The organism is Nonomuraea purpurea (assembly GCF_042650645.1).
GTDB lineage: Bacteria > Actinomycetota > Actinomycetes > Streptosporangiales > Streptosporangiaceae > Nonomuraea > Nonomuraea purpurea.
Genome location: NZ_JBHSBI010000007.1, coordinates 70,854 through 85,626 on the forward strand (window position 1 = coordinate 70,854; position 14,773 = coordinate 85,626).

The 14,773-nt window shown below is 70.3% G+C and carries 15 protein-coding genes; 4 read left to right on the forward strand and 11 right to left on the reverse strand.

Annotated features, from left to right (window positions below):
- Positions 1-104 precede the first annotated feature (104 nt).
- Positions 105-1,190 carry a serine hydrolase domain-containing protein gene (locus tag ACFOY2_RS15680; RefSeq protein ID WP_379528742.1) on the reverse strand — a complete coding sequence of 362 codons (1,086 nt, stop codon included), beginning with the start codon at positions 1,188-1,190 and terminating at the stop codon, positions 105-107.
- A gap of 14 nt (positions 1,191-1,204) precedes the next feature.
- A complete protein-coding gene (gene murQ / locus ACFOY2_RS15685; RefSeq protein ID WP_379528743.1) occupies positions 1,205-2,104 on the reverse strand; it encodes an N-acetylmuramic acid 6-phosphate etherase in 900 nt (299 codons plus the stop codon).
- A 57-nt stretch (positions 2,105-2,161) separates the two neighbouring features.
- Here murQ and ACFOY2_RS15690 point away from each other — a divergent pair, with 57 nt between their 5' ends.
- Entirely contained in the window at positions 2,162-3,283 is a 1,122-nt protein-coding gene (locus ACFOY2_RS15690; RefSeq protein ID WP_379528744.1) for an exo-beta-N-acetylmuramidase NamZ family protein, read from the forward strand.
- A gap of 35 nt (positions 3,284-3,318) precedes the next feature.
- Here the strand turns inward: ACFOY2_RS15690 and ACFOY2_RS15695 are convergent, their stop codons facing one another.
- From ACFOY2_RS15695 to ACFOY2_RS15730, 8 genes are all read right to left on the reverse strand, one after another.
- On the reverse strand, positions 3,319-4,170 hold the full coding sequence (locus ACFOY2_RS15695) for a GNAT family N-acetyltransferase (RefSeq protein WP_379528745.1): 852 nt from the start codon (positions 4,168-4,170) through the stop codon (positions 3,319-3,321).
- Positions 4,170-5,180, reverse strand: a complete 1,011-nt coding sequence (locus ACFOY2_RS15700) for an ABC transporter ATP-binding protein (RefSeq protein WP_379528746.1) — start codon at positions 5,178-5,180, stop codon at positions 4,170-4,172. The genes ACFOY2_RS15695 and ACFOY2_RS15700 overlap by 1 nt, the downstream gene beginning before the upstream one ends.
- Entirely contained in the window at positions 5,177-6,175 is a 999-nt protein-coding gene (locus ACFOY2_RS15705) for an ABC transporter ATP-binding protein (protein ID WP_379528747.1), read from the reverse strand. The genes ACFOY2_RS15700 and ACFOY2_RS15705 overlap by 4 nt, the downstream gene beginning before the upstream one ends.
- Positions 6,176-6,179: 4 nt before the next feature.
- Complete coding sequence (locus ACFOY2_RS15710; protein WP_379528748.1) at positions 6,180-7,085, reverse strand: ABC transporter permease; 906 nt, start codon at positions 7,083-7,085, stop codon at positions 6,180-6,182.
- Positions 7,082-8,089 (reverse strand): ABC transporter permease, encoded by a 1,008-nt coding sequence (locus tag ACFOY2_RS15715; protein ID WP_379528749.1) that lies wholly within the window; start codon positions 8,087-8,089, stop codon positions 7,082-7,084. The genes ACFOY2_RS15710 and ACFOY2_RS15715 overlap by 4 nt, the downstream gene beginning before the upstream one ends.
- Before the next feature lie 3 nt (positions 8,090-8,092).
- The gene (locus tag ACFOY2_RS15720; RefSeq protein ID WP_379528750.1) at positions 8,093-9,922 is read right to left on the reverse strand and encodes an ABC transporter substrate-binding protein; all 1,830 of its coding nucleotides are present in this window, start codon (positions 9,920-9,922) and stop codon (positions 8,093-8,095) included.
- Positions 9,923-10,067: 145 nt separating this feature from the next.
- The gene (locus ACFOY2_RS15725; protein ID WP_379528751.1) at positions 10,068-11,033 is read right to left on the reverse strand and encodes a zinc-dependent alcohol dehydrogenase family protein; all 966 of its coding nucleotides are present in this window, start codon (positions 11,031-11,033) and stop codon (positions 10,068-10,070) included.
- Between the two features lies 1 nt (position 11,034).
- Entirely contained in the window at positions 11,035-12,222 is a 1,188-nt protein-coding gene (locus ACFOY2_RS15730) for a M20 metallopeptidase family protein (protein WP_379528752.1), read from the reverse strand.
- Positions 12,223-12,322: 100 nt separating this feature from the next.
- On the opposite strand from ACFOY2_RS15730, the gene ACFOY2_RS15735 reads away from it, so the two are divergent.
- From ACFOY2_RS15735 to ACFOY2_RS15745, 3 genes are all read left to right on the forward strand, one after another.
- Positions 12,323-13,063, forward strand: coding sequence for an HAD-IIA family hydrolase (locus tag ACFOY2_RS15735; RefSeq protein WP_379529011.1), 741 nt, complete (start codon positions 12,323-12,325; stop codon positions 13,061-13,063).
- A 54-nt stretch (positions 13,064-13,117) separates the two neighbouring features.
- Positions 13,118-13,741: a hypothetical protein gene (locus ACFOY2_RS15740; protein ID WP_379528753.1), complete on the forward strand. Its 624-nt coding sequence runs from the start codon at positions 13,118-13,120 to the stop codon at positions 13,739-13,741.
- Positions 13,742-13,876: 135 nt separating this feature from the next.
- Complete coding sequence (locus tag ACFOY2_RS15745) at positions 13,877-14,242, forward strand: hypothetical protein (RefSeq protein ID WP_379528754.1); 366 nt, start codon at positions 13,877-13,879, stop codon at positions 14,240-14,242.
- A 16-nt stretch (positions 14,243-14,258) separates the two neighbouring features.
- On the opposite strand, the gene ACFOY2_RS15750 is transcribed toward ACFOY2_RS15745, so the two are convergent.
- On the reverse strand, positions 14,259-14,708 hold the full coding sequence (locus ACFOY2_RS15750) for an NUDIX domain-containing protein (protein WP_379528755.1): 450 nt from the start codon (positions 14,706-14,708) through the stop codon (positions 14,259-14,261).
- Between the last annotated feature and the right edge of the window lie 65 nt (positions 14,709-14,773).

Below are 14,773 nucleotides of genomic sequence, written 5' to 3' on the forward strand. Positions count from 1 at the left end.
CTGGTGAAAGGAACCCGAGGGGCGGCCCCCGATTTCCCGGCCGCCTCACAGGTATCTTCACCCACAGTTTTGGACTGAGCAATAAACTGTTTGTGGTCTTGTAATTACTCGCCGTTATTGAGGTGTGTCAAAGCTTCCCCGGCGACCGCGCAGCGCAGGTCACGGATGCCGTCGCGGCCCCGTACGGGGTGCACGGCGTTGGTCAGCAGCACCACGGTCAGTCTCCGGACCGGATCGACCACGAGCGAGGTCCCCGTGAACCCCGAATGGCCGAACGCGCCCTCCAGCGGCCCCACGATGCCCGGGTCGCCGATCCGCACGCCGAGCCCGTGGCGGAAGGCGGCGCCCTCCACGCCCTGGTCGCGTACCATCTCCGCCACGCTCGACGGGTGCAGCACGGGCCCGCCGCCCGTGCGCAGCGCCTCGCCGAAGGCCAGCAGGTCCCCGGCCGTCGCGAACACCCCCGCGTGCCCCGCCACGCCGCCCAGCGCGTACGCCGTCTCGTCGTGCACCTCGCCCCGCACGCAGCCCGGCCCAGCGCGCTCCGGCTTCCACTCCGTGGCGGCGACCCTGGGCAGCGCCTCCGGCCGGTAGCCGGTGTCGGCCAGCCCCAGCCGGTCCGTCACCCGGGAGCGCACCAGGACCTCGAGCGGCGCGCCGCCGGCCACCTCGGCCAGCCGGCCCGCCATGACCATGCCGACGTCGCTGTAGAGATAGGGCCCGCCGACAGGGTGGACGATCGGCGTGTCCAGCATCTCGGCCATGCGCTCGGCCGGTCCCGCGTCCGGCAGCTCCAGGTCGATGCGGCGGGTCGCAGGCAGGCCCGCCGTGTGGGTGAGCAGGTGGCGCGGCGTCAGGCGCGGGTCGCGTCCGGGGATCCAGGAGGCCACCGGCTCGTCCAGGCCGAGCCGACCCTCCTCGGCCAGCGACAGCAGCACCGCCGTGGTGAACAGCTTGCTGATCGAGGCCAGGTCGAAGATCGAGTCGCGGTCCGCGGGCGGGCGGTCCTCGGCCAGGGTCCCCTCGGCGTCGGCGTAGCGGACGAGCTCGCCCGCCGCGGCGGAGGCGACGACGGAGCCGTCCACGGCGATCAGCGCGACCGCGGCCGGGCACACCCGCGGCACCGCGGCCCGCAGCAGCGCCTCCAGACGCCCGGCCATCCCGGCACCCGCGTCCGTCTCCGAGCTCATCCCGGCGGCCCCGCTCAGCCGCTCAGCGCGTCGCTGAGGCGCTCGCCGTGCGATTCCAGCAGCGCTCGCGCCCCGTCGGCGTCGAGCCCGTGCTGGATCATCAGGACGGCGACCTTCGCCTGGCCGTCGGCCGCGTTCAGCGCCGCCCCCGCGGTCTCCCGGTCGGCGCCGGTGATGTCGCTGACCATGCGCACCGCCCGCCCGGCGAGCTTGCTGTTCATCGCCGACATCTCGATCATCTTGTTGCCGTACGTGCGGCCCAGCTTGACCATGGAGATGGTCGAGATCATGTTGAGAACGAGCTTCTGCGCGGTGCCCGCCTTCAACCTGGTCGAGCCGGTCACGACCTCGGGCCCCACGACCACCTCGATCGCGTGCTCGGCCGCCGCCGACAGCGGCGCGTCGTCGTTGCACGACAGGCCGACGGTGAGCGCGCCGCGGCCGGTCGCCTCGCTCAGGGCGCCCAGCACGAAAGGCGCCCGGCCGCTGGCGGAGACGCCCACCACCGAGTCGAGCGCTCCCACCTCCAGGTCCTTCATGGCGGCGGCCCCGGCCTCGGGATCGTCCTCGGCTCCCTCGACGGAGCGGGTCAGCGCGTCGGGGCCACCGGCGATGACGCCCTGCACCAGCGAGGGATCGGTGCCGAACGTGGGCGGGCACTCGCTGGCGTCGAGCACGGCCAGACGGCCCGAGGTGCCGGCGCCGACGTACAGCAGTCGGCCGCCCTGGGTCATCCTGGCGGCGATCGCGTCGATGGCCTCCGAGATCGCCGGGATGACCACCGCCACGGCGGCGGGCACGGCGGCGTCGGCCTGGTTCATCAAGCGGGCGATCTGCGCGGTCGGCAGCCGGTCGATCTGGCTGTAACGGGGATCGCTCTGCTCGGTGGACAGCTCTGGTAGTGGCTCGATCATGACGCTAATTTCCACCCTATCCTTCACTCTTGTAAATATCTTTCAGACAATGGGTTCATGTCACACGTGCGAACTGGCGCAGAACGGCTGGCCGCCGACCCCACCCTCGCGGGAGGCGTCCGGCTCGGCCTGATCACGAACCCGACCGGAGTCCTGCCTGATCTCACCCCCACTCCCGACGCGTTGATCGCGGCGGGCGTGCCGCTGACCGCGCTGTTCGGTCCCGAGCACGGCCTGCGCGGCACCGCGCAGGCGAGCTTCGGCGAAAACGACGCCGTGGACGCCAGGACGGGCCTGCCGGTGCACGACACCTACAAGCACTCCGGCCAGGCGCTCGACCGGCTGATCGAGGCGTCCGGCGTGGACACCCTCCTGTTCGACATCGCCGACGTGGGCACCCGGTTCTACACCTACGTCTGGACGATGTACGACCTGCTGGAGTCGGCCGCCCGGCTCGGCGTGCGGTTCGTGGTGCTCGACCGGCCCAACCCGCTCGGCGGGACCGTCCAGGAGGGACCCGTGCTCGACCCGGCCTACGCCAGCTTCGTGGGCCGCTTCCCGCTGCCGATCAGGCACGGCAGGACGGTGGGCGAGCTGGCCACGCTGTTCGGGTTCGACGTGGAATTGCGCGTGGTCGAGATGGAGGGCTGGCGGCGCGGCATGTCGTTCGCCGAGACCGGCCTTGCGTGGGTGATGCCGTCGGTCAACATGCCGACCCCGGACACCGCGCTGGTCTATCCGGGGACCGGCTTGTTCGAGGGCACGAACTTCTCCGAGGGACGAGGCACGACCCGGCCGTTCGAGCTGGTCGGCGCCCCCTACGTGGACGAGCGCTTCGCGCCCGCGCTGACCGCGCTCGACCTGCCGGGCGTGCGCTTCAGGGAGACCTGGTTCACGCCGACCTTCCACAAGCATGCGGGCCTCCCCGTACGCGGGGTCCAGCTCCACGTGCACGACCGTGAGGCGTTCAGACCGGTCATGACCGGCCTGTCGATGCTGCACGTGGCCCGCGTCCTCTACCCGGACGACCTGCGCTGGGCGGGCCCGGAGCTGTTCATGGACCACCTGTGGGGCTCCGGGACGCTCACCCGGTGCCTGGAGGCCGGCGGGGACCCCCGCGACCTGTGCCCGCCCCCGGGACGCCCGGAAGGACGGCTGCTCTACGGCGACCGCCCTTAGCGGTACGTCGAGGCGAGCGAAGTCGGCGCGTGACATCACGCCAGTTCGCGCCGGTAGAGCCAGAAGACGCGTTCCACTCGCGCGCCGACCGCGCGCGAGTAGAACCGCAGCGGCCCCACCCAGCCGATCTCGGCGTCGTCCTGTCCTGAGGCGCGCAGATCGGCCAGGCACCTGCGCAGCAGCACGCGGCCCACACCGAGGCCGCGGGCCTGCGGCGCGGTGCCCGTGGGCCCGAACCAGCCGGGCCGCGCCCCCCAGGCGGCGAAACCGAGGATCTGACCGTCGCGCTCGGCGTAGTGCAGCCCGGAGGCGTTGGCCGCCTCCCACGCCCAGTTGTCGTTCCAGTGCTCGCGGACGAAGGCGGCGACCGGCTCGCGCTCCGCGCCGGCCGCGACCACGCGCACGCCGGCCTGCTCCAGGCGGGCCAGGTCGGCGGTCACGGACAGGTCCGCGCCCAGGTCGGCCGTCATGTTCCAGGCGACCTGGTAGCGCTCGTAGCCGAGGTTCTCCGCCAGGCACGCGGCGGCGGTGTAGCGCACGTCGATGCCGGGCCAGGCGTAGCACGGCGGGTTGCCGGCGAAGCGCGCCTGCCGGGCGCCCTGCGCGCGCAGCCACTCCTCGGCCGCGCGCACCAGCGAGCGTCCCTGCCCCCGGCCCTGCGCCGACGGGTGCACGGCCAGCAGATCGACGTGCCCGGTGTCGCCCTGGCCCATCGAGGCCAGCACCACACCGTCGTCGGTGGCCAGCGCCGTCCAGCGCCGCTCGGCGGGCGGCCGCGACAGGTACCCGACCAGCGCGGCGGCCTGCGGGGCGTCCAGCGTCAGCGCCGCGGCGGCGACTTCTCGCGCCTGGGTGAGATCGGCGGCTCGCACGGGGGGCTGGGACATCACACCTCGCTCATGGGGCGGGCGATCACGCTGCGCCGCTCGGGGTAGAAGCAGGCGTGCTCCTGCGGCACACCCTCGGTGATCTGCAGCAGCGGCCGCTCGCTCGCGCACCGCTCGCCCCGGAACGGGCAGCGGCGGGCGAACAGGCAGCCCTCGTCGGCGTGGCTCTCGTCCAGCGACTCCAGCGGCGTCACCGGCTCCTCGCCCGGCTGCTCCAGTCCGTGCAGCACGGGGATGGCCGACAACAACGACTGCGTGTAGGGGTGCACGGGATCGGCGATGACGGTGTCGACCGGGCCGCGTTCGACGACCTGGCCCCGGTAGATGACGTACAGGTCGCCGTCGTCGCCGATGTAGCGGGCGGTGGCCACGTCGTGCGTGATGAACAGCACGCTCACGCCCAGGCGCTCGCGCAGGTCCTTCAGCAGCGCCAGGATGCCCAGCCGCAGCGACACGTCGATCATGGAGACGGCCTCGTCGGCGACGAGCATCTCCGGGTCCACGGTCAGCGCGCGGGCGATGACGACCCGCTGGCGCATGCCGCCGGAGAGCTGGTGCGGGTAACGCGACAGCACCGTGCCCGGGTCCAGCCCGACCAGCGCCAGCACCTCCGCCGCCCGCTCCTCGATCCACGCCTTGGACCGCCCGGTCTGCCCGGCCCGCAGGCTCAGCGGGGCGAACAGCGTCTGGTGGATGGTCCTGGTCGGGTTCAGGGCCGAGTACGGGTCCTGGTGGATCATCTGGATCTTGCGGAAGTGCGGCTGGCGCCGCTTGGGCTTGAGCGAGGACATGGGCACCTCGTCGATGACGATCTCGCCCTCGTCGTAGGTCTCCAGCCCCGCGATGATCCGCCCCAGCGTGGTCTTGCCGCAGCCGGACTCGCCGATGAACGAGGCCGCGCCCCCCTTGGGGATGGAGAAGTCCACGCCGCGCAGCGCCCGCACCTCCCTGCCGGCGAGCATCTTGCCCCGCTGCTTGAACGTCTTGACGACGCCGGTTCCGGTGATCATGCGTGCTCCTTCACGGTCACGGCGTGGCAGGCCACGATCCTGGACCCGTCGGCGCCCTGATCGACATGGGCCTCCGGGTCCACGGTGTCGCACACGTCCATGCGCAGCGCGCAGCGTTCACGGAACACGCAGCCCTCCTTCGGCACGGTCACCAGCGTCGGCGGCCGGCCCGGCAGCGCCTGGGCCTCGTCGATGTCGCCGGTGAGCCGGGGGATCGCCCTGATCAGGCCCTTGGTGTAGGGGTGGCGGGGCGCGCCGAGCACCTGCCTGGTCGGGCCCTGCTCGACCAGGCGGCCGCCGTACATGACGGCCAGGCGGTCGGCGACCTCGGCGACCACGCCGATGTCGTGGGTGATGACCAGGGTGGTCAGCCCGCGTTCGGCGTGGACCTCGCGGATGATCTTCAGGATGTTCGACTGGGTGATCATGTCGAGCGCGGTCGTGGGCTCGTCCAGCACCACCAGGTGGGCGTTGAGCACCAGCGCCAGCATGATGCCGACCCGCTGGCGCATGCCGCCGGACAGCTCGTGCTGGTGCGAGTCGAGCACCCTGGCCCCGTCCAGGCCCATCCGGCCCAGCAGCTCCTTGGCCTCGCGCACCAAGCCGCGCAGGTCCTCCACGCCGTGCGAGCGGCCCAGGTCGAGCAATTGCTTGCCGACCGTCTTGAGCGGGTTGAGGGAGTTCTGGGCGGCCTGGAAGACGTACCCGACGTGCTTGCCGCGGGCCTTGCGCAGGTGCTCGCCCTTCAGCGCCACCACGTCGCCGAGCCCGTCGATGTCGACGCTGCCCGCCGCGATCCTGCCCGGCGGCTGGACGGCGTTCAGCAGCGACAGCGCCAGCGTGGACTTGCCGGAGCCGGACTCGCCGACGATGCCGGTGATGGAGCCGGGCTCCAGCGTCAGCCTGACGTCGCGGACGGCCGGCAGCTCGCCCGCGGGGGTCTTGTAGACGACCGTCAGGCCGTCGATGCGCACTCCCGGCGCCTGTTGAGCCACTTGCCTACTCCTCGCGCAGCCGGGGGTTGAAGATCTCGTCCATGGCGTCCACCACGAGCACGATGCCGAGCGTCAGCAGCAGGATCGCCAGCAGCGGCGCCAGCAGGTAGCCGAGCGCGGTCGGCGTGATCATCGCGCCCGCCTGGAACACCGCCAGGTTGAGCATGACGCCCCAGTTGTCCGACTCGTACGGCAGCACGCCCAGGAAGAACAGGCCGACCTGCGAGTAGACGGCCCCGGTGACCGCGATGAGCATGTTCATCGCGATGTAGGGCGCCATGCTCGGCAGCAGTTCCTTGCCGATGATGTGCGTCGTCGACAGGCCCAGCCCGCGCGCCGCCTCGATGAAGCCGCGCTCGCGCAGCGACAGCGTCTGCGAGCGCACGGCCCGCGCCACGCCGCCCCAGCCGAGCAGGCCCAGCACCAGCCCCATCTGCAGCGGGCTGCCGAACTTCCACACCGTGGCCAGCACCAGCAGCAGCGGCAGGCCGGGGATGGTCAGCTTCATGTCGGTGAGCCGCATGAGCACGGTGTCCCAGCGGCCCCGCCTGAAGCCGGAGAACAGGCCGATGGAGGTGCCGACGACGACCGTGATGATCGCGGTCACCGTGGCGGTGAGCAGCACGTAGCGCGAGCCGGTGACGACCAGCGCCAGCACGTCCCTGCCCTGCGGATCGGTGCCGAACCAGTGCTCCCAGCTCGGCGGCTGGATGATGGCGGCCGGGTTGTCGGGCAGCGGGTCGGGGTAGAACAGCGACCCGAACAGGCCCATGAAGGCGAAGCCGACGATGATGACCACCCCGGCCATCCGGCTCGGCTTGCGCCGCATGACCCGCCACACGCCGCGCCAGAAGTTGCGCCGCATGGTCGCGGACGCCGAGCCCGTCTCGGGTACGAGCGTGGCGCTCATCCGGCCTCCTCTCCGGCGCGCACCCGTGGGTCGATGACCGTGTAGAACAGGTCGGCCACGATGTTCGCGACGATGGTCCCCGCGGTGATCAACAGGAAGGCGCCGTTCATCAGCGCGTAGTCGCGGTCCTGGACGCTGCTGATGAGCAGCCAGCCGAGACCGGGGTAGTTGAAGATCTTCTCGATGAAGACCGCGCCGCCGAGCAGCAGGCCTAGCGACAGGGCCAGCATCGTGAACAGCGGCAGGATCGCGTTGCGCGCGATGTAGCGGAAGACGATCGAGCGCTTCATGCCGCGCAGTTCGGCGGCCAGGATGAAGTCGTCGCCCAGCACGGTCACCACGCTCGACTTCATCGCCAGGATCCAGCCGCCGTAGGCCGACAGCGCGTACGTGGCGACCGGCAGGATGGCGTGCTGGACGAGCGAGCCGATGTAGCCGGCGTTGAAGCCCGGTTCGAACAGGATGTCCACCGATCCGGCCGGGGGCAGGATCGGGATGAGCGTCGCGAAGATCACCACGAGCAGCATCGCCAGCACGTACTGCGGGATGCCGTGCAGCAGCGAGCCGGAGATGGCCAGGGCGTCACCGAGCTTGCCGGTGCGCTTGATCGCCGCGTACACGCCGAGGATGATCCCGACGAGGAAGCTGAGCAACGTGCCGGCCAGCACCGGTAGAACGGTCCACTTGGCGGCGTCGGTCAGCACGTCGAGCACCGGGGTGCCGGGCCTGGTGACCGAGACGCCGAGGTCGAAGTGGAGCAGTCCGCCGATGAAGTCGGTGTACTGCTGCCAGAGCGAGCCGTCCGGCTGGAAGCCGTAGAGCACCTTCACGGCCTGTTTGGCCGCCTCCGGCGCCATGCCTCCCTCGATCAGCTTCTCGTACCTGGCGGCCATGGGGTCGCCGGGGATGTTGTTGACGATGAAGAAGCTGATCGTCGCGACTACGAGGATCATGACGAAACCGCGGGCCAGGTGGCCCGCGAGTCGTCGAGCGATGAGCGTCATAGGCTACTGCTTCGCCTTGATCAGACCTTGCTGGATCCACACGCCGGAGGGGAGCACACCGGTGCCCATACGGAGAATCTCGTCATCGTGTGGCCAGCCGGTGAATCGGCTGTTGTTGACGAACTGGGCGTTGACGTAATCCCAGAGCTGGATGACCGGAAGGTCCTGGTTGGCGGCCTTGGCGAGCTGAGCCATGATCGGCTTGGCCTGCTCCTCGTCGGCCGAGTTCAGCTTGCCGGTGAGCTCACCGGGGTTGATCTTGGCGCCGTCGACCTCGATCTCCTCGGGGCCGCCCATCCAGTTGCCGCTCTTGCCGGGCGCGGCGTGGGTCACCTTGCCGGCGACGTTGCTCCAGCCGTTGGAGGCGCCGTAGAGGCGCTGGAAGATGTCGTACGGCGCGGGGCCGAGCGCCGTCAGCCAGAAGCCGACGTCGTACTTGCCGGCCGCCAGCTCCGTCAGGTAGAGCGGGTAGTCGGCGGTCGTGACGACCTCGGCGTCCACACCGGCCTTGCCGAGCTGGCTCTTGATGTTCTCCTGGGCTGACAGCCAGTCGGAGAAGCCGGACGGCGCGTGCATGGACACCTTCCACGGCGTCCCGTCGGCCAGCGTCCACTTGCCGTCCTTCTTGGTCAGGCCGGCCTGCTTGAACTCCGCCTCGGCCTTGGCCGGGTCGGCCTGGTACGGCTCCAGCTTGGGCAGCGTGTCCGGGATCCAGGCCTGCGCGGCCTTCTGGTGGATGCCGCTGGTGGTGACGGCGGGAGTGCCGCCCTCGGGCGAGGCGACCTTGGTGACCTGGGCGCGGTCGATCAGGTAGGCCAGGCCCCTGCGCACGTGGACGTTGTCGTAGGGCTTCTTGGACTGGTTGAAGGCCATGCTCACGGCCACCGGCGAGTAGCCCTTGATGACCTCGTTGCCCGCGGTCGCCTTGATCCGGTTCATCACGTCCGTCGGAGCGGCGGTGAAGCCGGCGTGGTCGAGCTTGCCCTGGGTCAGGTAGTTCCAGATCTGCTCGTTGCCGGTGTAGTTGAGGAACTTCACCTGCGCCGGCGCGACGTTGCCGGCGTTGTAGAAGTACTTGTTCTTGACCAGCAGCGCTTCGGAGGGGTTGACCCGCTCCAGCACGAACGGGCCGGCGGAGGTGTCCTTGGGCGGCGCGAAGGCGATGACCTTCTCGCCCAGCCCCGTGATCTCCTCGCGGGCCTTGTCGGCCTCGGCGCCCTCGCCTCGGGCGGCCTTGAGCTTGTCCCAGAAGTCGGCGGGCAGCACGCTGCTCCACACGTGGGAGGGCAGGACGGTGGTGTCCAGCACTCCGCGGGCGAACTTCGGACTGGGGTTGGCCATGTCCTGGGTGATCTTGACGGTCTGCGGGTCGACGACCGTGACCTCGGCGGCCGCGCCTGCCGCGCCGGGCGTCACGGAAAAGGCCGTGCTGCCCTGCGTGTAGGCGATGCCGATGGACATCTTGACGTCGTCGGCGGTGACAGGCTTGCCGTCGGACCACTTGGCGTTCGGCTGCAGTTTCAGCGTGATGGCCGAGTTGTCAGGGGCGATCTCCCAGCTTGCCGCGATGCCGGGGAGAGCCTGGTTCGGGTCGGTGAGGTGGTTCTTGACCCAGCCGAGCTTCATCGAGGTGTACCCAGGGAACGAATTGCCCTTGGGGTTGTACGGGTTGGCCGGCGCCGATGCCTCGAGGCCGGGCCTGTTGACGTCGATCGTGGTGAAGAGCCCGCCGCCACCGCCGCCCGAGCCGGACTTGTTGGTGGAACCACCGCTGCACGCCGCAGTCGCGGTGGCAAGGCCCAGCAACGCCACTACCGCTGCCAGTCGCTTCATTTGCCGCTCCGGGGGATGTCTCTAGGGATTGACCGGACATTACGATCAGGCCAGACGGGCGTCAATAATCTCCAGTGGTTGTGAGGCTAATGTAACTTTCCTTCATGAGTGTATGGAGTGGTGCTAAGCGCCATCAAGTGTCCGGTCAGGTCTTTACCAGGACCGCGGCCCCGTTGACCTGGTCTTCCGCAAGATCGGCGAGCGCGCGGCCCGCTTCCTCGAAGGGGTAGAGCGTCGTTCGCACGCGCGGCGGGTGCGCCAGCGCCAGTTCCAGATACGCCTGCCCGTCCGCCCTTGTGTTGGCGGTTACGCTGCGTAGCGTGCGCTCCTGGAACAAATACCGCTCGTAGTCGAGCGCCGGAATATCCGTCAGATGGATCCCGGCGATTGCCAGCGTACCTCCCCTGTCGAGTGCTTCGAGCGCGGGTGGCACCAGATCGCCCACGGGCGCGAACAGAATCGCCGCCTCCAGCGGCTCAGGCGGCCTGTCGCCTGCCGAGGCCGCCCCCAGCTCCAGCGCCAGCCGCCTGGAGGCGGCGGACCTGGTGACCGCGTGCACGACCGCGCCCTGGGCGATGGCGGCCTGCGCGGTCAGATGGGCCGAGGCGCCGAACCCGTAGATCCCCAGCCGGCCACCCTGCGGCAGATCACAGCGGCTCAGCGCGCGGAACCCGATGATCCCCGCGCACAGCAGCGGCGCCAGCCGCTCGGCCGGGACGTCGTCGGGCAGCGGATAGACGTAGTCGGCGCGGGCGGTGAGATAGTCGGCGAACCCGCCGTCGGCGTCCCAGCCGGTGTAGGTCGAGTCGGGGCAGAGGTTCTCCGCGCCCCGAACGCAGTACGCGCACCTGCCGCAGGTGGAGCGGAGCCAGGCCACGCCCACCCGCTCGCCGGTGCCCTCGACACGCCCCACCACCTGGTGACCCGGCGTGGTGCGGGGCCTGCGCGGCGGCAGGTCGCCCTCCGCCAGGTGCAGGTCGGTCCTGCACACGCCGCACGCCTCCACGCGCACCAGCACCTCGCCGGGGCCGGGCTCCGGCACGTCCCGCTCGACCAGCGCCAGCGGCCTGGACGCCATCGGCCCCGGCCGCTCCACCACCCACGCCTTCATGTCAGGACAGCCTTGCGTGGGCCAGCGAGGCGTACAGCGCCGCCCCGTCGGGCAGAACGGAGTCGTCGAAGACGGCCTCGGGCGAGTGGTTGTAGGGCGCCGTGGCCGGGTCGCGCCCGGGCGGGCAGGCCCCCAGGAAGACGAACGCGCCCGGCACCTCCTCCAGCACGTACGAGAAGTCCTCCGAGCCCATGATCGGCTGCGGTGAGACGAAGTAGCGGCCGGGCCCGAACAGCTCGTCGGCCGTCCTGCCCACGAACGCCGCCTCGCCGTCGTCGTTGACGGTCACCGGATAGCCCATGCCGAACGAGGCGTCGACCTCCAGCCCGTGGGCGGCCGCGACGCCCCGCACCACCTCCACCAGTCGCCGCTTGACCAGCGTCCTGTTGTCCTTGCTGAAGGTGCGCACCGTGGCCTCGAAGCGCGCCTCGTCCGGGATCACGTTGTCGGCCGATCCGCCGTGGAAGCTGCCGACCGTCACCACGACCGGGTCGAACACGTCGAACGTCCTGGTCACCATCGTCTGCAACGCCGTCACCATCTCGCAGCCCGCCTGGATCGGGTCCAGCGCCCTGTGCGGGCTCGAACCGTGCCCGCCGCGCCCCTTCACCGTCACGCAGAACACGTCCGCCGCCGCCATGATCGGCCCCGGCCGGGACGCGAACAGGCCCGGCGGCAACATCGAGGAGACCACGTGCATCCCGTAGGCCGCCACGGGCCGCGAGCCCGCCGCCTCGAGCACGCCCTCGGCGATCATGTGCTTGGCGCCGTCATGCCCCTCCTCTCCCGGCTGGAACATGAACACCACATCGCCCGCCAGCTCCTCGCGCCGCGCGCTCAGCAGCCGCGCCGCCCCCACCAGCATCGTGGTGTGCAGATCGTGCCCGCACGCGTGCATCTGGCCGGGAAGCTGCGACACGTACGGCAGGTCGTTCTTCTCCGTCACCGGTAGCGCGTCCATGTCCCCGCGCAGCAGCACGGCCGGGCCCGGCCTGCCGCCCCGCAGCACCGCCGTGACGGAGCTGAGCGCCGCGCCCGTCTTGATCTCCAGCGGCAGCCCGTCGAGCGCCGCGAGCACCTTCTCCTGGGTGCGCGGCAGGTGAAGGCCCAGCTCTGGGGTGGTATGCAACGAATGTCGGAGCTGAAGGAGTTCGTCTCGCATGTCCTGCGCGGATTCAGTGAACGACATGAAGAACATTGTTCACGTAGCAGGAAGGATGTCGACAAGGCGCGCTCGCTAGGATGGCCAGGTGACACAGCGCAGGCAGATCGACTCCTGGTTGTCCGACATGGACGGCGTCCTCGTCCACGAGGGCCGTCCGGTCCCGGGGGCCGACGAGTTCATCAAGCGCCTCAGCGAGTCGGGCAAGAAGTTCAGGGTCCTGACCAACAACTCCATCTACACCCCGCGCGACCTGTCGGTGCGCCTGGCGGGCGCGGGCCTCGACGTGCCCCCCGCCTCCATCTGGACCTCCGCCCTGGCCACCGCCCAGTTCCTCGACGACCAGCGGCCGGGCGGCTCGGCGTACGTGATCGGCGAGGCCGGCCTGACGACGGCGCTGCACGAGGTCGGCTACGTCCTGACCGACCTCGACCCCGACTACGTCGTGCTCGGCGAGACCCGCACCTACAGCTTCACCCAGATCACCCGCGCCATCCGCCTCATCGAGGGCGGGGCCCGCTTCATCGCCACCAATCCCGACCCCATCGGGCCCTCCACCGAAGGTTCCCTTCCGGCCTGCGGCGCCGTCGCCGCCCTCATCACCAAGGCCACCGGCGTGGAGCCGTACTTCGTCGGCAAGCCCAACCCCCGCATGATGCGCAGCGCGCTGAACGAGATCGAGGGGCACAGCGAGACCACCGCGATGATCGGCGACCGCATGGACACCGATGTGGTCTCGGGGATGGAGGCCGGGCTGTTCACGATCCTCGTCCTCACCGGTGTCACCCAGCGCGACCAGGTCGACCGCTTCCCCTACCGCCCCTCCCTGGTCGTCGACTCGGTCGCCGACCTCATCGACATGATCTGACCCCTGAGGCAACCTGACGGGTTCTGACAGGTACCACTGGCAGGGTTGCGTGTCATGACCCGCATTTACCTGGAGACCGGCCAGAAGAAGGTGTTCGCCTGCTCGATCGAGTGGCCCGGCTGGTGCCGGATCGCGCGGACCGAGGAGGAGGCCGTGGACCGGCTCATGGAGTACACGACCCGCTACCGGGTGGTCGCCTCCCGGGCCGGGCTGGAGTTCGAGCCGGGAGAGCCGGTGGTGGTGGCGCGGGTCCCCGGCAGTGACGTGACCGACTTCGGCGTCCCGTACGCCGTGCCGGACCTGGACCAGGAGCCCCTGACGTCGCAGGAGGCCGAACGGGGCGTGGCCCTGCTGCGGGCCGCCTGGGCCCTGTTCGACGAGGTCGCCGCCGCCTCGCCGGAAGACCTCCGCAAGGGGCCGCGCGGCGGCGGGCGGGACCTGAGCAGGATCGTCGACCACGTGGTGGAGGCCGAGCGCGCCTTCGCCAGGAAGGTGGACGTCCGGCACAGGCCGTACAAGTCCGAAGAGGACCGGGACGCGATGCGGGCCGAGCTCGCCGAGGTCCTCGCCCGCCCCTGGGAGCCGCCGCAGACCACCGGCTGGCCGCCCCGCTACGCGCTGCGGCGCATCGCCTGGCACGTCATCGACCACCTGTGGGAGATCGAGGACCGGCGCTGAGAAACTCTTGCGGCCGATCCGCACGTTCGCCTCACTCAGCGCGACCGGGTGATGACAGAATCGAATGCGGCTGTTTACCCCTTCCAACCAGCGCAAAGGCGGTCATGCGTGGACGTGCGGGCGGAGATTCTCGACTTGAAGCTCCGTGTAGAAGGTCTGGAGGCGCGTCTGCGGACCGATCGGCAGGCCGATCTCCTGCGCGAGATCGACGATCGGACCAGGCGCCTGGAATCGGCGCTGACCACGTTGGAGGCCGGGTTCGCGACCGCCCGGGCCGAGATGAACGAGCAGTTCGACGCCGTCGAGGTCGAGGTCGCCGGTGTTCGCAGGGCGGTGAGCGCCCCGCCCTCCGAGGAGGAGGCCGTGGACGTCCAGGCGGAGACGGCCGAGGGGGTCGCCGCCATCCGGTCCGAGCTGGCCGACGGGTTCGGCTGCTTCCGGTCCGAACTGCTGGACCTCGGCATCAAGCTCGACCGGCTGATGAAGGCGGTCGAGGCGTGAAACGTAAGGATGGGTGTCAGCGGGGTGGCGTGATGAGGCTGGGGAGGGCCGCGATGTTGGCCGACAGGTACTCCGCCACCGCCTCGGGGAGCAGTCGCCTGGAGGTGATCTCCGTCTCTTCCAGCGACACCCGCTCCACCTCGTACACCCCGCGCGACGGGTCCTCGAACTCCGGCCCGTACCGCAGCTCCGGATCCATCGACACCAGGCGGCAACCGTACACGTGCTGTGTCTTGACCCCGCCCTCAAGCGGATACGACACGACGGTCAGCGGCGTCACGGCGAAGACGGTCGCGCCCAGCTCCTCGAGCAACTCGCGGTGCAGGGTCTGCTCCAGGGACGTATCCTGCGGCTCGACGTGCCCGCCGGGCACCGACCAGTAGACGTCGCGTCCAGGCACCGTGCGCCTGAACAGCACCAGCCGTTCGTCGTGATCGAGCAGGACGCCGCGGACGCTGGGTCGCATATGGCCACCCTATTTGACCAGTATGTCCTTCGGGTAGCCTAACCTACGGTACCGTAACCTGAAGG